The organism is Flavobacterium sp. ZB4P23, assembly GCF_003970375.1.
Taxonomy (GTDB): Bacteria; Bacteroidota; Bacteroidia; order Flavobacteriales; family Flavobacteriaceae; genus Flavobacterium.
Map to the genome: position 1 here is coordinate 82222 of NZ_RYDK01000006.1, position 20771 is coordinate 102992.

22 protein-coding genes are annotated in these 20771 nt (G+C 35.4%); 2 read left to right on the forward strand and 20 right to left on the reverse strand.

The genetic code is table 11. The annotated features are described in order from the left end of the window. Window positions 1–71 precede the first annotated feature (71 nt). From EKL99_RS10880 to rplM, 6 genes are all read right to left on the reverse strand, one after another. Window positions 72–632, reverse strand: a complete 561-nt coding sequence (locus tag EKL99_RS10880) for a DNA-3-methyladenine glycosylase I (protein WP_126458280.1) — start codon at window positions 630–632, stop codon at window positions 72–74. A gap of 2 nt (window positions 633–634) precedes the next feature. After that, complete coding sequence (locus EKL99_RS10885) at window positions 635–1288, reverse strand: queuosine precursor transporter (protein WP_126576945.1); 654 nt, start codon at window positions 1286–1288, stop codon at window positions 635–637. A gap of 146 nt (window positions 1289–1434) precedes the next feature. Beyond that, window positions 1435–2259, reverse strand: a complete 825-nt coding sequence (tsf, locus tag EKL99_RS10890) for a translation elongation factor Ts (protein WP_126458271.1) — start codon at window positions 2257–2259, stop codon at window positions 1435–1437. A gap of 107 nt (window positions 2260–2366) precedes the next feature. Beyond that, a complete protein-coding gene (gene rpsB, locus EKL99_RS10895; protein ID WP_126515137.1) occupies window positions 2367–3179 on the reverse strand; it encodes a 30S ribosomal protein S2 in 813 nt (270 codons plus the stop codon). Window positions 3180–3359: 180 nt separating this feature from the next. After that, window positions 3360–3746 (reverse strand): 30S ribosomal protein S9, encoded by a 387-nt coding sequence (rpsI, locus tag EKL99_RS10900; protein WP_126453913.1) that lies wholly within the window; start codon window positions 3744–3746, stop codon window positions 3360–3362. Further along, complete coding sequence (rplM, locus tag EKL99_RS10905) at window positions 3746–4201, reverse strand: 50S ribosomal protein L13 (protein WP_066080505.1); 456 nt, start codon at window positions 4199–4201, stop codon at window positions 3746–3748. The genes rpsI and rplM overlap by 1 nt, the downstream gene beginning before the upstream one ends. Window positions 4202–4541: 340 nt before the next feature. Here rplM and EKL99_RS10910 point away from each other — a divergent pair, with 340 nt between their 5' ends. Beyond that, window positions 4542–5567: a LacI family DNA-binding transcriptional regulator gene (locus tag EKL99_RS10910; RefSeq protein WP_126563441.1), complete on the forward strand. Its 1026-nt coding sequence runs from the start codon at window positions 4542–4544 to the stop codon at window positions 5565–5567. A gap of 245 nt (window positions 5568–5812) precedes the next feature. Here the strand turns inward: EKL99_RS10910 and EKL99_RS10915 are convergent, their stop codons facing one another. The 4 genes from EKL99_RS10915 to EKL99_RS10930 all read right to left on the reverse strand — a co-directional run bounded on the left by EKL99_RS10915 (window position 5813) and on the right by EKL99_RS10930 (window position 9199). Then, entirely contained in the window at window positions 5813–6769 is a 957-nt protein-coding gene (locus EKL99_RS10915; protein ID WP_126576946.1) for a geranylgeranylglycerol-phosphate geranylgeranyltransferase, read from the reverse strand. A gap of 92 nt (window positions 6770–6861) precedes the next feature. Then, a complete protein-coding gene (locus EKL99_RS10920; protein WP_126458259.1) occupies window positions 6862–7800 on the reverse strand; it encodes a mevalonate kinase in 939 nt (312 codons plus the stop codon). Window positions 7801–7859: 59 nt separating this feature from the next. Continuing rightward, window positions 7860–8054 (reverse strand): hypothetical protein, encoded by a 195-nt coding sequence (locus EKL99_RS10925; protein WP_126458256.1) that lies wholly within the window; start codon window positions 8052–8054, stop codon window positions 7860–7862. Window positions 8055–8098: 44 nt separating this feature from the next. Next, complete coding sequence (locus tag EKL99_RS10930; protein ID WP_126576947.1) at window positions 8099–9199, reverse strand: diphosphomevalonate/mevalonate 3,5-bisphosphate decarboxylase family protein; 1101 nt, start codon at window positions 9197–9199, stop codon at window positions 8099–8101. A gap of 113 nt (window positions 9200–9312) precedes the next feature. On the opposite strand from EKL99_RS10930, the gene EKL99_RS10935 reads away from it, so the two are divergent. Continuing rightward, window positions 9313–9792, forward strand: a complete 480-nt coding sequence (locus EKL99_RS10935) for a TspO/MBR family protein (protein ID WP_126458250.1) — start codon at window positions 9313–9315, stop codon at window positions 9790–9792. A 44-nt stretch (window positions 9793–9836) separates the two neighbouring features. Here the strand turns inward: EKL99_RS10935 and EKL99_RS10940 are convergent, their stop codons facing one another. The 10 genes from EKL99_RS10940 to EKL99_RS10985 all read right to left on the reverse strand — a co-directional run bounded on the left by EKL99_RS10940 (window position 9837) and on the right by EKL99_RS10985 (window position 20762). Next, window positions 9837–11045 carry an NAD(P)/FAD-dependent oxidoreductase gene (locus tag EKL99_RS10940; RefSeq protein WP_126576948.1) on the reverse strand — a complete coding sequence of 403 codons (1209 nt, stop codon included), beginning with the start codon at window positions 11043–11045 and terminating at the stop codon, window positions 9837–9839. After that, window positions 11042–11719 (reverse strand): glycerophosphodiester phosphodiesterase family protein, encoded by a 678-nt coding sequence (locus tag EKL99_RS10945; protein ID WP_126576949.1) that lies wholly within the window; start codon window positions 11717–11719, stop codon window positions 11042–11044. Before EKL99_RS10945 ends, EKL99_RS10940 begins: the two co-directional genes overlap by 4 nt. Window positions 11720–12257: 538 nt before the next feature. Beyond that, complete coding sequence (locus EKL99_RS10950; protein WP_126458241.1) at window positions 12258–13628, reverse strand: NADH-quinone oxidoreductase subunit N; 1371 nt, start codon at window positions 13626–13628, stop codon at window positions 12258–12260. Between the two features lie 13 nt (window positions 13629–13641). After that, window positions 13642–15084 carry a NuoM family protein gene (locus EKL99_RS10955; protein WP_126458238.1) on the reverse strand — a complete coding sequence of 481 codons (1443 nt, stop codon included), beginning with the start codon at window positions 15082–15084 and terminating at the stop codon, window positions 13642–13644. Window positions 15085–15191: 107 nt separating this feature from the next. Continuing rightward, entirely contained in the window at window positions 15192–17075 is a 1884-nt protein-coding gene (nuoL, locus tag EKL99_RS10960) for an NADH-quinone oxidoreductase subunit L (RefSeq protein WP_126453956.1), read from the reverse strand. A gap of 6 nt (window positions 17076–17081) precedes the next feature. Further along, on the reverse strand, window positions 17082–17402 hold the full coding sequence (gene nuoK / locus EKL99_RS10965) for an NADH-quinone oxidoreductase subunit NuoK (protein WP_066079401.1): 321 nt from the start codon (window positions 17400–17402) through the stop codon (window positions 17082–17084). A 1-nt stretch (window position 17403) separates the two neighbouring features. After that, on the reverse strand, window positions 17404–17916 hold the full coding sequence (locus tag EKL99_RS10970) for an NADH-quinone oxidoreductase subunit J (RefSeq protein WP_126453958.1): 513 nt from the start codon (window positions 17914–17916) through the stop codon (window positions 17404–17406). After that, a complete protein-coding gene (locus EKL99_RS10975) occupies window positions 17917–18462 on the reverse strand; it encodes an NADH-quinone oxidoreductase subunit I (protein ID WP_126553083.1) in 546 nt (181 codons plus the stop codon). A 205-nt stretch (window positions 18463–18667) separates the two neighbouring features. Next, window positions 18668–19720, reverse strand: a complete 1053-nt coding sequence (nuoH, locus tag EKL99_RS10980; RefSeq protein ID WP_126458229.1) for an NADH-quinone oxidoreductase subunit NuoH — start codon at window positions 19718–19720, stop codon at window positions 18668–18670. Further along, complete coding sequence (locus EKL99_RS10985; RefSeq protein WP_126453964.1) at window positions 19713–20762, reverse strand: 2Fe-2S iron-sulfur cluster-binding protein; 1050 nt, start codon at window positions 20760–20762, stop codon at window positions 19713–19715. Before EKL99_RS10985 ends, nuoH begins: the two co-directional genes overlap by 8 nt. Window positions 20763–20771: the final 9 nt, after the last annotated feature.

Genomic DNA, 20771 nt, shown 5'->3' on the forward strand with positions numbered 1-20771 from the left:
TGGTTTTTTTGATTAAAGTTTCGGATTTAAAGTTTTATTTGATAATTTAAATGTCGAAAACGGATTACTCACTACTGTTTTTTCCAGCAATCTGCAACGTGATCATCAACCATTCCGGTGGCTTGCATGAGTGCATAAACTACTGTAGAACCGACGAATTTGAATCCGCGTTTTTTCAAATCTTTGCTTATTTTATCCGAAAGTGGAGTGGTTGCAGGAACTTCTTTTAGAGATTGTCGGTTGTTTTGAATGGGTTTTCCTCCAGTAAATTCCCAAATATATTTTGAAAAACCGCCAAATTCCTCTTGTACTTTCATAAAGGCAGTAGCATTAGAAACGGCTGCGCGAATTTTTAACTGATTGCGAATAATTCCTGCATCAAGGAGTAATTCCTGAATTTTATTTTCGGTATAAAATGCTGTTTTTTTATAGTCAAAATCATCAAAAGCCAATTGGAAATTTTCTCTCTTTTTTAGGATTGTAATCCAACTTAGTCCGGCTTGGAAAGTTTCTAAGATTAGAAATTCAAATAATTTTTGGTCCTCATATACTGGAACGCCCCATTCTTCGTCGTGGTATTTTTTGTATAAATCGCTGGAAGTGCACCAACCACATCTTGTTTTTTTATCCATAATTATTCTTTTTCTGCCGCTAAATAGTTTTTTATAATGTAGTGGCCCAAGTAAATTAAAGGAGTCAAGAGAATGGCAATTCCAAGTTTGAAGGTATATCCTGTTAAGGCGGAGGTTAAAAATGTATCAAAGTTTATTTTTCCGGGCAACCAAAAAGCAATTCCCAACACAATAAAAGAATCGAATAATTGCGAAATGATAGTAGAACCCGTAGCTCTGAGCCATATTTTTTTGTTTCCTGTACGGTTTTTGAAAAACCAAAAAACGGTTACATCTATCAATTGAGAAACTAGGAACGCAATGATACTTCCCACTATGATCCACATGCTTTGTCCAAAAACGGCAAAAAACTGCTCATCATTGACTGGACTGATTCCTTTTGCGGCTGGTATATTGATCGCGAAAAGTAAAACAAGGAAAGAGTAGGCGATTAAACCGGCAGTGATTAAGGACAATTTCTTTACTCCTTTTTCTCCAAAGTATTCATTGATTAAATCAGTAGTCAGGAAAACAATAGGCCAAGGCAAAATACCAATGCTCATTACAAACGGACCTATTTGTATCAGTTTCCCACCGATGAGTTCAGCAGTAACGGCGTTAGTAATGAATATTCCGGCGAGAATAACGAATACAAGTTCTTTTTTGGTTTTGAACATAAATAAAAATTAAATTTCAAATTTAGTGTTTTAATTTTTTTTCAAACAAAAAAAATCCCATCTTGTTTTAGAACAAAATGGGATTTATATTGAGGTTAGAAAACTTCTAAAATAAATTTAGAGATTCTAAAACCATTTTAGGATGATTATCCTAACGCAGCTCTTTTAAAACCGGTAACGATAAGATCTTTATCTAAAGATTTAACATAAGCAGCAACGCTCATTTTGTTGTCTTTGATATAATCTTGGTTTACTAAAGTATTATCTTTAAAGAAACGAGCCAATTTACCTTTAGCGATATTGTCTAGCATTGCTTCTGGTTTACCTTCTTGACGTAGGATATCTTTAGCAATTTCTATTTCTTTAGCGATGGTGTCAGCATCAACACCCGTTTCGTCTAAAGCTATTGGAGCCATTGCAGCTGCTTGCATCGATACGTTTCTTGAAACTTCTTCAGCACCCTCTACATTTGCAGATAGCGCCACTAAAGTAGCAATTTTGTTTCCGGAGTGAATGTAAGATCCGATAAAGGCACCTTCTAATTTCTCGAAAGTTCTGATTTCTAATTTTTCACCGATAACACCAGTTTGTTCGATTAATTTATCAGCAACAGTGATTCCGTTGAAATCAGCTGCTAAAAATTCTTCTTTTGTATTGAAGTTCAATGCTAGATTAGCCATTTCAGTAGCCATTTTCACGAAGCTTTCATTCATTCCTACAAAGTCAGTCTCACAGTTTAAGGTGATTACAACTCCAGCAGTTTTATCAGCATTTACAACAGCAATTGCAGCACCTTCTGTAGATTCTCTATCAGAACGGTTTGCAGCTACTTTTTGTCCTTTTTTACGTAAGTTTTCGATCGCTAAATCAAAATCTCCTTCTGCTTCAACCAAGGCTTTTTTGCAGTCCATCATTCCTGCACCAGTGATTGTTCTTAATTTATTTACGTCTGCAGCAGTAATTGTTGCCATAATTTTTTTATTTTAAAGATTAAAAGATTGAGAAATTTAAAGAGTTCATTATCAATTTTACAATCAATAACTTTTATCTTTAAATTCTTCAATCTTTAAATTTATTTTTATTCTTCAGTTGCAGGAGTTGGAGCTACTGTTTCAGTAACAGGAACAACTACTTCAGCAGCAACAGGAGCTACTACTTCGGTTGTTGCTTCAGCAACAGGAAGATCAGTTTCTTTATCAGAACCTCTATCAGAAAGTCCTTCGATAATTGCACCAGTTACTAAAGTTAAGATTTTGTCAATTGATTTAGAAGCATCATCGTTAGATGGAATTACGAATTCAACCTCTCTTGGGTCAGAATTGGTATCCACCATAGCGAAAACTGGAATGTTTAATTTTTGAGCTTCTTTTATTGCGATATGTTCTGCTTTGATATCAACTACGAACAATGCAGCTGGTAGTCTTGACATGTCAGCGATTGAACCTAAGTTTTTCTCTAATTTGGCACGAAGACGATCTACTTGCAAACGCTCTTTTTTAGAAAGTGTCATGAAAGTACCATCTTTCTTCATTTTATCAATAGTTGCCATTTTTTTAACAGCTTTACGGATAGTTACGAAGTTAGTTAGCATTCCACCAGGCCATCTTTCAGTGATGTAAGGCATGTTTGCAGCTTTAGCTTTTTCAGCTACGATGTCTTTAGCTTGTTTTTTGGTAGCTACGAATAATATTTTTCTACCTGATGCAGCGATTTTTTTCAAAGCGTCATTCGCTTCTTCAATTTTTGCTGCTGTTTTATAAAGATTGATAATGTGTATACCATTACGCTCCATATAAATGTAAGGGGCCATGTTTGGATCCCATTTTCTAGTCATGTGTCCGAAGTGTACACCTGCTTCTAGTAATTCTTTTACTTCTACTTTGTTTGACATTTTTTGTTTAGTTTACGTTCTGTTGATTAGCAATGTTCCTTTTTAATTTAAAGATTCAATCTTTTAATTGGGTTTCATTTAGATGCTAAACTAATTTCCCGTCTCAACGGGACAACAACAACATTGTTTTTAAATTTAATAATCAATACGTCTTGTATAAATAATACAAGACAGGTACTATTAACGTTTAGAGAATTGGAATCTCTTACGAGCTTTCTTCTGACCGAATTTCTTACGTTCAACCATTCTTGGATCTCTTGTCAATAAACCTTCTGGTTTCAGTATCGCTCTGTTTTCAGCATTTACTTCACACATAACACGTGCCAATGCCATTCTTACTGCTTCTGCTTGTCCAGTTGAACCACCTCCGTAAACGTTCACTTTTACATCAAAATTTGTTACATTTTCTGTCATAGACATAGGTTGTAATACTTTGTACTGTAACGTTGCAGTTGGGAAGTATGTTTCGAATGCTTTTTTGTTTACAGTGATTACTCCTGTTCCTTCCGAAACATAAACACGTGCAACAGCGGTTTTTCTTCTACCGATTTTGTGAATAACTCCCATTACTTAAGATCGTTAAGGTTAACTGTTCTAGGTTTTTGAGCGCCTTGTTTGTGCTCTGATCCTACAACAACATTTAAATTTCTAAAAAGCTCAGCACCTAATTTGTTTTTAGGTAGCATTCCTTTTATTGCTTTTTCAACTAGTAATGCAGGGTTTTTTGATTGCAATACTTCAGCAGTTAAAGTTCTTTGTCCTCCAGGATAACCAGTGTGACGGATGTAAGTTTTTTCTTTCATCTTGTTCCCTGTAAGGTTGATTTTTTCTGAGTTGATAACAATTACGTTATCTCCACAGTCAACGTGTGGCGTATAACTTGCTTTGTACTTACCTCTAAGGATCATTGCGATCTTCGAAGCCATACGACCTAAGTTATGCCCATCAGCATCTACAACAATCCACTCTTTTGTAACGGTGGCTTTGCTTGCTGATTGTGTCTTGTAGCTTAATGCGTCCATAATATTATTTTAATTAAACATTCCATCCCCAATAAAGGGGTTGCAAAAGTACAATTAATTATTTTAAATACAAATACCTTAAAAGATTATTTTTTTCTTGTTTTAGTGCTGATTATCAAATGTATATTTGAAATATTTTTCCGGCAATGAATTTAGAATTAATCGAAACCGTCGATAGATTGTTTTGTTGTGAATTTTTATGTAAATTTATTGAATATTCCTCATTTTTCAGAGCCAATTTTTATATTATAATCGCTATTTTTGTCGATCTAATTGTTAATATTCTATTTATTTACATCTTGTCCCTTTTTTCTTTATTAATTACAATAAACATTTTTTTATGAAAGCCAGAGCTACACTAAAACAAATCGCAAAAGAACTGAATGTTTCTGTTTCTACAGTTTCAAAAGCACTTAATGATAGTCCGGAAATTAGTGAGTTAACTAAAATAAAAATAAAAGAATACGCAAAGCTAAAAAATTACAAACCTAACGTAATTGGTTTGAACCTAAAAAACAGGAAAACAAGAACCATTGGGGTGATTATTCCTAATATTTTGAATTCTTTCTTTGCCAAAGTATTTAGTGGTATCGAGAAAGTGGCTGATGAAAAAGGATACAATGTGATTATGTGTATTTCAAATGAATCTTTGGATAAAGAAGCGCATACTTTGGAGATGCTCAGCAATGGTACTATCGACGGATTTATTGTTTCGGTTTCTGAAGAGGCTCAAAAAAATCAGGAATACAGTCATTTTTCGGCAATCATTAATGATGGAACTCCTATTGTGATGTTTGATCGAATTGCGGATGGCGTTGATTGTGACAAAGTTATTGTTGATGATTTTGATTCGGCCCTAGATTCTACCCAACATTTAATTGATTTAGGGTGCAAAAACATAGCGCTGTTTTCTTCAGTTGATAATTTGAGTGTCGGGAAATTGCGCGCTGACGGCTATATGAAAGCCCTAGAAATCAACAATATACCCATTAATAAGGCTATAATTTTGAGAACTGATTGTGATGAAAATCTAAATAATCTCATAGAAAATATTTTTGATACCAATACAATTGACGGGATTTTTGCTTTGGACGAAAATGACTCCGTAGCTGCTTTGAGAATTGGACTCAAAAAAGGATATAAAATTCCCGAAGCACTTTCTATCATAGGTTTTGCAGATGGTATACTCGCCTCCCGTAGGTTGTCTCCCAGTTTGACCACGGTCAGTCAGCATGGCATAGAAATAGGCGAAGTTGCTGCTAAACTACTTATTGATCGACTGGAATCTAAAGAAGAACACATTCCCTATGAAACGGTTGTCATTAAGACAAAATTGAAAGAAAGGGAGTCAACAAGAAAACTGTAGAAGGTATTATAGCAATCCTGCGGAATCACGTTTAGCAATGAAATGAACCCGAAAAAGGGTTTGTACAATGCCCCATAGCATAAAAACTGCTCTTTTTTTGTTTTTATTGAATACATAAAATTAAAAATCAAATTAATAAATGGTTGTGATTTTCTAATTTTATAGTAGGAACCCTTCTTCTATTTCAAGAGAATGCCTAGCCTGATGATAGAGGTTTTTTTTAGTAATTCTTAAAAAGGGATTGTCTAAAGCATCATCAGCAATCTTTTGCCGTGCCATAAAACACTCGGATCAATCAGTACAATACAAAATACTCCAGAGACAATTAAAAATTTCAGGACATTATGAAGCAATAGAAATTGTGGTTTAGCATTTGATTTCCACAAGTAAAGCAAGGATAAAATAAGGATTATGAGCGAGGAATAAAAATAAATATCCATATATCCCACATCGTAAATTTCGATTAAAACATAAACGGGGAAAACGGTAAGGAGTGTCAAAAAGGTTATGATTTTTTTTGAAATTTCTTCTCCATAAACAATGGGAATCGTTTTATAATCAGTAATTAAATCGCCTTTCAGATTTTCTAGGTCTTTAATCATTTCCCGAATCAGCAGCAATAAGAACAAAAAAGAGGCATGCACAAATATTACTCCAAGCTGTCTTTTGTAATTTTCAATTTCTTCAAACGGGATCTGATTGTAGTAATACAATAGTATGGCAAAAAAAGGGGTCACGGCAAGTAAAGCCGCTGTCAAATTTCCTATTATAGGGTATTTTTTTATTTTATGGGAATAAAACCAAATAACGAAAATGTATAGGGAAAAGAATAAAAAAGCACGCCAAGAAACAAACAGAGCCATTAAGGCAAGTATGAAATTCAATGTAAAATAGACGTTTAGTTTTGTTTTTTGACTCACTAATCGATCTAACATGGACTTGTTAGGGCGATTGATTAAATCTTTTTGGCTGTCATAAAAATTATTGATAATATATCCCGAAGCAATTGTTAGTGATGAAGCAAAAACCAAGATAAATAAATTGAAATCGAGTAAAATAGCCAAAGCTCTTGTGTCAGGAGCCAAAATAAATATGGCTGAGAGGTATTGTGCCAGGATAATGACCGGAATGTTATAGCCTCTAACCACAGAGAACAAACTTGCAATTTTCATTAGGAGAAGTTTGTGGTGCCTGCTTAACATTTAGATTTATTTAAGAATGTGCTCCCAATAATAAGGGTGCTATTTTAGGTTTTCTTCTCCCTCTCCTTTGAAGAGGGTTGGGGAGAGGATGTTTAAAACTGGTACACGACTTCTAGTTTATACTCTTTCAGGGAAATTTTGGCTTTTTCTAAATCTTCTGTGAATCCTAAGATGTAACCACCGCCACCAGAACCACATAATTTCAAATAATAATCATTACTGTCAATTCCTTGTTGCCAGATGCTGTGAAATTGTTCCGGAATCATTGGTTTAAAGTTATTCAAGACCACTTTAGATAGTTTCTTGGTATTCATGAACAATGATTTCATGTCTCCGCCCAGGAAATTTTCAACGCAGGCATCTGTATATTTTACAAATTGATTTTTCAACATGGCGCGGAATCCTTTGTCTTTCAGGTTTTCCATGAAAATATTCACCATGGGAGCGGTTTCGCCCACAATTCCAGAATCTAACAAAAATACGGCTCCTTTGCCGTCAAAGCTTTGATTTGGAATTCCGGTTGCTTGAATGTTATCTTTAGAATTGATTAAAATAGGGATACTCAAATAACTGTTCAAAGGATCTAATCCAGAACTTTTTCCGTGGAAAAAACTCTCCATTTGAGAAAATATATTTTTTAGCTGCAATAATTTTTCACGAGTCAAATTTTCCAGAACCGTAATTTTATTTTGAGCATATTTATCATAAATAGCGGCTACAAGTGCACCACTGCTACCTACGCCATAACCCTGAGGAATACTGGAATCAAAATACATTCCGGCTTCCACATCATTTTTCAAGAGGTCTAAATCAAAAGTAACCAGATTGGGGTGTTCGTCTTGTAAAGTGTCTAGATAGATAACAAAACGCCTTAAATTCCCATTTGATTTTACCGCTTCTTCAGACGAATTTCCGTCTCTTTTGAGCGCACCATTATAAAAATTATATGGAATTGAAAGCCCTTTTGAGTCACGAATTATTCCGTATTCTCCAAAGAGTAGTATTTTTGAGTAAAATAAAGGTCCTTTCATATGGTGTTGTAAATTAACAATTTGGGGGTTGGCAATTAGGCATTTTTTAATGTGCTGTTTTATAAATCAACTTGATCGCCACGATTCGCTTCCTGAATTTCAAGGTCAATTTCTTCTTGTTGTTCAGGTGATAAATTTTTCCAAACCTCTTTTTTTTGTGATTTGAAAATGTTTTTCACAGCTTCAATTATGGCTGTGTCGTCAGTTTCTAACAACATTTTTATCAATTCTAATTTCTCGGATTGAATGTCCATGTTTTCAGGTCTTTAAAAATTAAAGATAGTGAAAAATAAATAAATTAAAGCAATACCGCTCCATTTCCAATTTCGTCACAAATGTACTGACCATTTTGACAATAGCCAACTAATTCGTGCTGAATAAATTGTAAAACTTTTTCGGCAACATTCTCAGGATATAAAACATGCACATTTGCTCCGGCATCCAGCGTAAAACAAACCGGAATTGTAGTCTCATTTCTAAATTTCCAAATCGCATTTATAATCTCCAACGTATTTGGTTTCATCAATATAAAATAAGGCATCGAAGTCATCATCATGGCATGTAACGTCAAGGCTTCGCGCTCTACAATTTTGATGAATTCGTCCAGATTTCCACTTTCGAAAATTGAGATCAGTTGGTCTAAATTTTCGTGCGCCTGTGCAAACCGCCTTTCGGCAAAAGGATGGTTGTGCATTAAATCATGTCCAATGGTACTTGAAACTTGCTTTTCTCCTTTGTCAACCAGCAAAATAGTGTCTTGAAAATTCTTGAAATTAGCATGAATTGCATTTGGAAATTCCACGCCAAATAAATCCGAACTTCCGGAGATATTTGCATGATTTCCCCACACTACAACTTGTCCTTTTACACTTCTGCAAGCGCTTCCAGAACCCAAACGTGCCAGCAAAGACGCTTTCTGATAAAAATATTCTTTGGTCATTTCAGGGTTTAGTGCTTTTTCTAAACTCATTAAGTTCATCGCCAAAGCAGCCATTCCAGATGCTGATGAAGCAATTCCGGAACTATGTGGGAAGGTATTTTCCGTGTCAATCGTAAAATGGTAGTCTTTCAAAAAAGGTAAATAAATTTCTATTCGCTCCAGAAATTTTTGGATTTTTGGTTTGAAATCTTCTTTTGGTTGTCCTTCAAAAAGTAAGTCAAAAGAAAAATCATCTTTTATGTTTAGCGCAGTTGAAGTATTTTTTTTGGCGAAAGCCAATTTCGTAATCGTTTTACAATTGTTCAACGTAAAACTCACCGAAGGATTTGCAGGAATTTGATTGTCTTTTTTTCCCCAATATTTTACAAGGGCAATATTGCTTGGTGCGCTCCATTGAAAATTGCCTTCTTCAATCGAATGTGTGTATTGTGATGGGATAAAATCGTTTGCTGAAATCATGAATGTATAAATTTATGCAAAGATACTTTTTTTGGGTTATTTGTTTATTCGTTTAGTTGGTTAATCGTTACAAAGATTTGAGTAAATTTGGCTCACATTAGAAAAATATAAAAATGAATAAAATCACCCGAATATTAGCTGTTGTTGTTACGTGTCTTGCGATTGGTTATTTCTCTGGTACGGTTACTCGTTCTGCCATTACCACTTGGTATCCAACCTTAATAAAACCAAGTTTTAATCCGCCCAATTGGATCTTTGCACCAGTCTGGAGTATGCTATATGTGATGATGGGTGTTGCGGCTGGATTAGTTTGGGACCGAATAGAAGTAGAAAAAGAACTAGTAAAAAAAGCGTTGATTTTCTTTGCGATTCAATTAGCACTGAATGCTTTGTGGTCGTATTTATTCTTTGGATTACACAACCCGATGTTAGCCGGATTAGAAATTATTGTATTGTGGTTGATGATCTTTGAAACGTACCTTCAGTTTTCAAAAATCAATAAAATTGCGGGCTATTTATTCATTCCGTATTTGGCTTGGGTAAGTTTTGCAGCGGTTTTGAATGGAAGTATCTGGTGGTTGAATAAAGGATAGTTTTTTAACCTTTTAGGCTTCCACACTGTTAAAGCGTTGATTTATTATATAGCACTCGCCACAATAAATCCACTAGTCCACGCATTCTGAAAGTTGAATCCGCCTGTAATCGCATCAATATTTACGATTTCACCAGCAAAATATAGGTTTTCATGCAATTTGCTTTCCATGGTTTTGAAGTTGATTTCCTTTAAATCAATTCCGCCTGCCGTCACAAATTCTTCTTTAAAGGTGCTTTTTCCATTCACTTGAAAAGTGCCATTCGTTAATTGATTCGCAAGATTCGTCAATTGAATTTTAGACAAATCGGCCCATTTCGTCTCCGCTTCAATTCCGGAAGCGAACACCAAACTTTCCCATAATCTATTGGTTAATTCGAAAGGAGATTTCTTGGAAACTGATTTTTTCGCGTGTTCCTGTTTTAAGTCTTTTAGCTTTTTCTCGACATCTTCTTTGTCAGCATCGTTCAACCAATTCACGAAAATATTGAACTGATAATTTTTATCATGCAAGATGCGGGCTCCCCAAGCGGAGAGTTTCAATATCGCCGGTCCGCTCATTCCCCAATGGGTAATTAACAACGGTCCTGTTGAGCTGAGTTTGGTGTCTTTTACTTTTACGGTTACTTGCGCCGCAACTCCGGGTAATTCTTTTATTCTGGAATCTTTGATATTAAAAGTGAATAAGGAAGGAACCGGGCTGACAACTGCATGACCAAAATTCTGTAACATTTCCCATACTTTAGGATTACTCCCAGTAGCTAGAATCAGTTTTTCGGCAAGATAATTTTCAGTTTGGGTTTCGATTTTCCATTCATTCTCTTTCTTGAAAATTGATTGTACACTTTGTCCTGTAAGTACTGTAATACCCAGTTTTTGTGTGGCAGTTAGAAAACAATCAATAATAGTTTGTGAAGAATTCGAAACCGGGAACATGCGTCCGTCTCCTTCTATTTTTAATTCTACACCATGTTTCTCAAACCATTCAATCGTATCGCCAGAACAGAACTGATGAAAAGGGCCTCGTAATTCTTTTTCGCCACGCGGATAAAACTTCACTAATTCATTTGGCTCAAAACAAGCGTGCGTCACGTTGCATCTTCCACCACCGGAAATGCGAACTTTATTCAGCACTTCTGTACCGCGTTCTAAAATCGCGACTTTCAATTTTGGATTTTTCTCTACGATATTAATCGCTGTAAAAAAACCTGCTGCGCCACCGCCTACTATTATTATATCAAAATTCTGATTCATATTCTATTTGGGAAATCGGTGATGATTCCGTTTACGTTGAATGTTTTTATTTTTTCAATATCTTCTAATTCATTGATAGTCCAAGGAAAAACCTGCAATCCTTTTTCTTGCATTTGCGCCGTGTTTTCTTTTGTCAATAAATGAAAATGCGGATGAATGGATTTTGCCTGAATGAATTTGGCGAAAGCCAAAGCCAAGTCTAAATCAGTTTCCGTTAAAACGCCAATTGAAATTTTATCATTTAAAAATGCCACTTGCTGCAACGCATTCCAATCAAAACTGGAAATTAAAAAACGATCATATTTCCAACCTTTTTTAGCAACATATTTTTCAATGAGTGAGACTACTTTGTCTGTTGCTTCGTAGCTTTTGAGTTCAATATTGATCAGGCAGCCTTGGTTTACCAAATCAAAAACCTCTTGTAACGTAGGGATTTGGTGCTTTCCATTTATTCGAAATGCCTTTAATTCTTGCAAAGATAAAACTTTTACAAAACCTTTTCCATTGGTCGTACGGTCAATGGTTTCATCGTGAATAACAATTAATTCTTCATCAGCACTCAAATGCACGTCGAGTTCAATACCGTCCACATGTAGGTCTATTGCTTTTTGAAACGAAACAAGAGTGTTTTCCGGTTCGTATCCTTTAGCACCACGATGTCCAATTTTGAGCATTGCCTTTTAATTTCGAGTAAAGATAAACATAAAAAAAACGCCTTCATTTCTAAAAGCGTTTGGATTTAAAAAGTAAACTCATAGTCAGTTTAGATTCTTCGGTATCGTCTCCAGCTTTTGGAGAGTCCCAGATTTTATTATTTCAATTCTAATGCGAAACAAGTGTTAAGAATCAGTATTACAAATCGATTAAAAAAAACAGAAACACCTTCTATATATCTTATTAAAGTATAAAAATAAGCGACTTACGGAATTCTCGAAGTGCTTTTAAACATACGATTATTCAGACTAAAGCATTAAAATTAGTGCAAATTTATTCGACAATTTGTGAAAAATTAGAAAAGATTTAAAATATACTTGTGAGCGATTCAGTAACAACGATAAGCCAGATTTAACAGATCCAGAAATTATGACCATCTATTTTGAAAAAAGACAATACCGTTCCATTAGATTGAGCACACAATTCATTGCAAAAACACATGACAAAAAAATTCTGATAGCTAAGTCATCAGGATTTTTTTTAATATACAGATTTAATTTATGCCAACAAATCCAACACTAAGGATGGAAACAACCCTAATGCGATATTCAACACAATTGCTACAATGGCAACCGCATAAATAACAACCGGCGTTCCTTTTCGTTCCTCGTTTGGTTCTTTAGTGTACATCGCCAAAATCAATTTGAAGTAGTACCCAACGCTTATAATCGAATTGATCACTGCTACGATCACTAAAGTCAAATAACCCGCTTGAATCGTTTGATTGAACAAAACCAACTTAGCAAAGAAACCCGCAAAAATAGGAATACCTGCCATAGAAAGTAAAGCTGCCGTAAGAATGGCCGCTAATAAAGGGTTGGTTTTTCCTAATCCGTGGAAATTTACAACATCTTCGTTGTCTCTATTTTTACAAACGTATAAAATCACACAAAAAGCAGCGATTCCAGATAAAGAATACGCTGAGGCATAATACAACAAACTTCCAGCTGATGTAGACAAACTCAACAAAGTCATCAACATAAAACCGGCATGAGAAACGCCAGAAAAAGCCAACATACGCTTCACGTTTGTTTGTCTCAATGCCATAATATTACCAACGGTCATCGAAGCCATCGAAATCACAACGACTACCATTTTGAATGACTCAGAAACATCCGCATTCATTACTGATAGTAATTTGTACAAACTAGCCATAGCAACTACTTTTGCCAAAGTACTCATTAATGCAGTGGTCAACGCTGGAGAACCTTCGTAAACATCAGGTGCCCAGAAATGAAATGGAACTGCCGCCACTTTAAACAACATCCCTATGGTAACCAACACAATTCCTATTGGAAACCAAACTGGCAATTCCGCTGATTGCGACAATTCACTGATTTCAGTAACGTCAAAACTTCCCATGGCACCATAAATTAAACAGATCCCAAAAAGAATGATTCCAGAGGCAAAAGATCCCATTAAAAAATATTTCATTCCCGCTTCGTTACTTTTCAAACTCAAACGGTCACTTGCAGCAAGAATGTAAAGTGCAATGGACAACACTTCGATTCCTAAAAAGAACATCGCTAAGTTTCCAAAAGAAACCATTGCCACTGCCCCTGCTAATAAAAATATTTTTATGGCAATATAATCCGAGATTTTAGATTGGTGATTTTCGTAAAAATTATGTCCTAAAGCTACCAAGAAAATGGTTAGCACAATAAACAAAGATGAAAAAGTAGTTGAAAATTTACTCACAACAATCATGTTGCTATAGTAACTTTCTGTTGAATTATATTCAGATATAGTTAAACCCAGCACTCCCAATAATCCAATAATCATTATTGGAACAATGGCTCTTCTTAAATTAAAGATTTCAAATAAAAGGCATAAAACACCTAATCCTATTATAGCTATTAATGTATTCATTTTTTTATTTGACTTAGTTAATTCGGTTTATTTGAGTTAAAATTTCTTCCAGACTTGGGGTAATCAAATCAGTAATTGGCTTTGGATACATCCCAAAAAAGAATAAAACACCAATTATTAGTACCAAAGTTATTCCTTCATTGAACGTTACATCCGCAAAAGGTTTTGAATTAGTTTCGCCCAACATGGCATGTTGAAACATTTTCAACATATAATACGCTCCTAATATTATGGTTGTTCCTCCTAAAATAGCAAACCAAATGTTGATTTGTGAAAGACTGTATAAAACGGTGAATTCTCCAATGAAATTAAAAGTAGTTGGCAAAGCAACAGAGGCTAAAACCAAGATTAAAAACATTGATGTAAATTTTGGTGTCTGTGAACGAATGCCTCCCATTTCAGCAATTGCTCTAGTTTCATATCTTCTAAAAATAATTTCAGCTACATAAAACAACCCAACAACTACAAATCCGTGTGCAATCATTTGTAAAACAGCACCACGCAATCCGTCTAATGTCAACGTGTACGTTCCGGCTGCTATTAATCCAACGTGAGCCAAAGAAGAATACGCTAATAATTTCTTCAAATCTTTTTGTTTCAATGCAACGATAGACCCGTAAATCACCCCTGCAAGTCCAAGTCCGATGAAAATATACATGTATTCCTTAGCTGCCAGAGGTGTCAAAGGCAATTGCCAACGAATAACGCTATACAATCCCATTTTTAGCATGATCCCTGACAAAAGCATCGTACCAACGGTTGGTGCTTTCTGATACACATTTGCCTGCCAAGTATGAAAAGGAATTAATGGAATCTTAATGGCATACGCCAAGAAGAAAGCTAAGAATATCCACAATTGTTCAGTTGCTGTTAGGTTCAATTTGTATAAATCTTCTAATAAAAGACTTCCCGCTTTTTGATACATATAAACAAAAGCCACTAACATAAATAAAGAACCTGCTAAGGTGTAGATAAAGAATTTAACTACTGCTTTTTTGCGTTCTTCTACGTCTCCGTTACCCCAAATTAAAGCGATGAAGTAAATTGGAATCAATGATAATTCCCAAAAAACATAATACAACAAACCGTCTGATGCTAAGAATGTTCCTGCCATTGCAAATGACATGAACAAGATTAACGCATAAAAAGATTTTGAATTTTCGTATTGATTTCCAAAAGAAGAGAATATAATTATTGGAATCAAAACCGTAGTCAATAAAAGCATCGCCATTGACAATCCATCTGCTTTTAGAGCGAAAGAAATATTAGGTTGCGTAATCCACTGGTTGATGAAACTGATGTTTTCACCTAAATTATAGTGATTTAATAATACAATTGAAGCGCCTGCAGCAGCTAACCCAAAGAACAAAGCTACTTTTGAAGCTAGCTTATCGCCTGCAAGATACGTTGCAAACGTACCGACCAAAAGTATAATTAATATTAGAGATACATTCATTTGTAATTATTTATTGTTTTTTAAACATCCTTCGAACCAGATTTTTAAAAGAAAATTTATTTTGAAATTATAATTTTAGTATTATGAAAACTTGTGTATAAATTCGGTTATTCTGCTAAAAACAAATACGAAACAATAGCACAAAGTCCTAAAACAAAGGCAAAGAGATAAAGACCGATACTTCCGTTTTGGACTTTCTTTCCTTGAAAACTTATTTCGTTTGCTACTTTTCCAATACCAAAAACAAAAGCTGTTACACCCGTTTCTATTGTGTCTCTGAAAAAACGAGACAAAAAGTTAATTGGTTTAACAAAAATAGCATCATAAAATTCGTCCACATAATATTTATTGTAAAGAACTTTAGAAAATCCTGTAATGGCCGCATCCTCTGTAGGAACCTCGTTTTGTTTGATGTATTTAGCGTAAGCAATACCAATTCCAACCAATCCACCCACAACAGCAATAACCATTAAGATGTATTCAGTAGTTCCTAAATGGTGTTCTGCCGTGGCTAATTTAGGTACAATAGGAGTCAAATATTCATTCAACCAACTATTTCCAGGCAAACTGATCATACCACCTATAGTAGCCAATATTGCCAAAACAATCAAAGGAATGGTAATCAAAGCTGGACTTTCGTGCAAATGGTGCTTTTGTTCTGCTGTTCCTCTGAATTCTTGGAAGAACGTTAAAAACATTAAACGGAACATATAAAAAGCAGTCATTATAGAGGCAACCGAAGCCACAATCCATAACGGAATGTTATTATGGAAAGCCACTAATAATATTTCGTCTTTAGAGAAAAAACCGGAGAATAATGGAACTCCTGAAATCGCTAATGAAGCAATAAGCATTGTTGCAAAAGTAATTGGCATTGCTTTTTTCAATCCACCCATCTTGCGCATGTCTTGTTCACCGTGCAAAGCATGAATTACAGAACCGGAACCCAAGAACAAACAAGCTTTAAAGAAAGCGTGCGTGATTACATGGAAAACAGCCACTTCATAGGCGCCCAATCCCAAAGCCAAAAACATTAATCCCAGTTGAGAAACAGTAGAATACGCCAAGACTTTCTTAATATCATTTTGCAGCAGTCCAATGGTTGCAGCAACCAGAGCAGTAACGGCTCCAACAATAGCAATAATCGATTGTACATCCGGAGTCAAATCAAATAAGAAATTCAATCTGGTAATCATAAAAATCCCTGCTGTTACCATCGTCGCCGCGTGTATCAGTGCCGAAACCGGTGTTGGTCCCGCCATCGCGTCCGGTAACCACGTATACAATGGAATTTGTGCTGATTTACCACAAGCACCAATGAATAACGCGAAAGCAGCAACAGAAAGCCAATACATATCAAGATCCGTTGCACCGGCAATAGCCGTTTTTAAAGTAGCGTAATCTAAAGTCGAGAATAAATTACCCAGAATGAAAATTCCAACTAACAACCCTAAATCCCCAATACGGTTCATAATAAATGCCTTTTTAGCTGCATCATTGAACTCTTGGTTTTTATGCCAAAAACCAATTAACAAATACGAACAAAGACCTACGCCTTCCCAACCGATGAACATCACTAATAAGTTACTTCCTATTACTAATGTGATCATGAAAAATATAAACAGATTCAAATACGCAAAAAAGGTATGCATATTTTCATCCTCATGCATGTAACTGATCGAATACAAATGAATCAAAGATCCAATTCCGGTCACAAAAAGCAACCATAAAATGGACAGTTGGTCCAATTGAAATCCAAAATCGACTTTGAAAGTACTGATTTGGATCCAGTCAAAAAGAGCAATTCGAATGCCTTCTGGTTGCGCTGCAATTCCACCGAAGAAATAAGCAGTCGCAATAAAAGAAACCACAACTGACAGGGTCCCTATTATTCCTGATAGCGATTTTCCAAGGCTTTTACCAAAGAAAACATTGATTAAAAATCCTAAAAAAGGAGCAAGAACTAAAACTAAAGCTATATTGGTATTCATTTCCATTTATCCTTTTAGGTTTTTTAAATTATCGATGGTAATTGAACCTAAATTTCTAAAAATAGAAACCAGAATTGCCAATCCTACCGCAACTTCTGCCGCAGCAACAGCCATCGAGAAGAACACAAAAACTTGTCCTTGCGCATCTTGATGATACGTCGAAAATGCTACAAACAATAAGTTTACTGCATTCAGCATAATTTCAATTGACATAAATACGATTATGGCATTTCGTCTGTACAACACCCCAAAAACGCCAATACAAAAAAGTATCACGCTTAGGAATATATAATTTTCAATACCAATGTGGTTTAAAATATTGTTCATTTTATTTTTGCAATTTTTCTTTTTTAGACAATAAAACAGTACCAATCATAGCGACCAAAAGCAATATAGAGGCAAATTCAAAAGGCACCATATATTCGTTGAGCAACACTTTACCCAGTACTTTTATAGATTGATAATCTTCGCCAGTGGTTACATATTCGCCAACAATAGGTTTTGAGTTGATAAAAATAGCAATCAAAATCAAACATATCAAACAAAAAGAAACAATTGCTCCTAATCTTGTTATTCTTGGTTTGTGGACTTCTTTTTCTTCGTTCAGATTCATCAACATGATCGTGAACAAAAATAAAATCATAATCGCTCCAGAATACACGATGACATGTACTATGGCTAAAAATTGAGAATTCAATAATAGATAATGACCCGCAATCGAAAAGAAACACACCACTAAATAAATAGCACTGTGAATCGGATTTTTGCTGAAAATTGTCAAAAAGGCGGTTGCTAATGTGATAGCAGCCAATACACAAAAAATTATAAGTATTGTAGACATTTAGTTCGCGTTTTTAAGTTGAGCATTTTTCATTGCGATATCTAATGGCATGACCAATCTGTCTTTTCCAAAAATGAAATCTTCTCGTTCATAACTTGAAGGAACCAATACTTTAGAAGTCGTCAGGTAAATGGCGTCTTTAGGACAAGCCTCTTCACACAATCCACAAAATATACAACGCAACATATTGATTTCATATATCGAGGCATATTTTTCTTCTCGATACAAATGTTTTTCATCCGCTCTGCGTTCTTCAGCCTTCATCGTAATGGCCTCTGCAGGACAAGACAACGCACACAAACCACATGCTGTACAGTTTTCACGCCCTTCTTCATCTCGCTTCAACATGTGCTGCCCCCGATACACAGGACTCATTTCACGCACTTGCTCCGGATACTGAATCGTTACTTTTCTGGTGAACAAATGCTGAATCGTAATTATCAAGCCTTTGACAATCGCAACCAGGTACATTCTTTCCCAAAAAGTCATCTCTTTATTAGAGACTACTTTTTTCCTTCCCGATAAGGATATGTTTTCTATACTCATTTTTTAGTCATTTCGAGGAACGAAGCAATCGAACACTCAATTTTAATCCTTTCTACTTATTTTATTTGAAGCTTAATCCTGCTATTCGCTGTATCTTTTATTTTTTAAAGAAAAAAATAAAAGGATGCCGCTACTATCAGGGCTAGTGATTTTGAGATTTATGTATTAAATTTAATGCTAATTAATTTTATTTTAAGAGTAGACATTAAAATCCTAAATAAGCCGCAATATCGTTTCTCAAAATTACAATACCCGTAATCACTATATTGATGATAGACAGTGGAATCAATATTCTCCAACCCAAATGCATCAATTGATCGTATCTAAATCTTGGAATAGTCCATCGTACCCACATATAAAAGAAAATGAATCCACATATTTTTATAAAAAGAACTCCAATACCTATAACATTAGCAATATTGATTCCCCAATTTTCAACCACCCAACTCATCCCGGGATAATTATAGCCGCCAAAGAATAAAACTGCCAAAATAGTAGATGAAATAAACATATTTGCATATTCAGAGAACAAATAGAAACCCATTTTCATCGACGAATATTCCGTATGATACCCCCCAATTAATTCGGTTTCACATTCTGGCAAATCAAATGGCGTTCTGTTGGTCTCCGCAAAAGCACACACCAAGAAAATCAAAAAAGATAAAGGTTGGTAAAAAACATTCCAACTCATTCCAGACTGCTGTGCTGAAATTTCTCTCAAACTCAACGTCCCGGTCATCATCAATAGAGCTATAATTGAAAGCCCCATTGCCACTTCATAAGAAACCATTTGAGAGGCAGCACGAACCGCACCAATCAATGAAAATTTATTGTTTGAGGCCCAACCTCCAATCATAATTCCATAAACACCTACAGAAACAACTCCAAAAAAGTATAATAATGCTATGTCAATATCAGCTGCTTGCAGCAAAATATCCCTGCCAAACAAATGAAAACGATCGCCCCAAGGAATAACAGCACTAGTCATTAAGGCCGTACTCATTGCAATGGCCGGACCTGCAAAAAACAACACCCGGTTTGGCGTATTGGGTTCAAATTCTTCTTTCGAAAACAATTTCAAACCATCAGCAAGTGGTTGAAACAATCCCATAGGTCCCGCTCTGTTAGGACCAACTCGATCTTGAAGCCATGCGGCAACTTTACGTTCTGCCCAAGTAGAATACATCGCCATAAGCATTGTTATAGCAAAAACTACTACAATAATGACGCTTTTATCAATGATAAGTGTACTATCCATTATTACCTAAGCTTTTTTGATTCGTAATATCTTCTTCAGTCAATGGAAACTCTACCATGCTTATTTTCTTGCGGTCTTTCTCTCTTCCTAAAAGAATATTCTCTTCGGTAGCGATTTCCACTTTTTGTAATTTTCTATTGTATTTATTTTGATTGATCACAGAATCTTTTTCAAAGGCTCTCGGCCCTTCAATAATCCAATCCGCAACATCTTTGTGATCAAAACGACACCCATTACAAATAAATTCATCTACTTCATGGTACTCATCTTTTCTTCCTGTAACGCGTTGAATTTCGTCACCAAACATCCAAACGGTAGTTTTTCCAGAACAAGTTGGGCAATCTCTGTGTGCATTATAAGGTTTGCTAAACCAAACTCTCGATTTAAATCTAAATGTTTTATCTGTTAAAGCGCCTACCGGACAAACATCAATCATATTTCCAGAGAATTCATTGTCAACCGCTTTTGAGATACACGTTGATATATTAGAATGATCTCCTCTATCCATTACTCCGTGCACACGATCGTCTGTCAATTGATCAGCCACCATCACACAGCGGTAACAAAGAATACAACGGTTCATGTGTAATTGAATATTTGGTCCTATATTTTCGGGCTCAAATGTTCTTTTTTCTTCGATAAAACGCGTTTCTGACTTTCCGTGCTCAAAGCTTAAATTTTGCAAATCACATTCTCCTGCCTGATCACAAACCGGACAATCTAATGGGTGATTGATCAATAAAAACTCTGTTACTGATTTTCTGGCTTCGGTTACTCTTGGCGAAGATTTACTGTTCACTTCCATTCCGTCCATACAGCCCGTTACACAAGATGCCATTAATTTTGGCATTGGTCTTGGATCAGCTTCACTTCCTTTTGCCACTTCCACTAAACAACAACGGCATTTTCCGCCGCTTCCTTTTAGTTTAGAATAATAGCACATCGCTGGCGGAACTACCTCTCCACCTATCATACGTGCTGCCTGCAGGATTGTTGTTCCTGGTTCTACTTCTATGCTTTGACCGTCTATGGTTACTTTCATTATCTACCA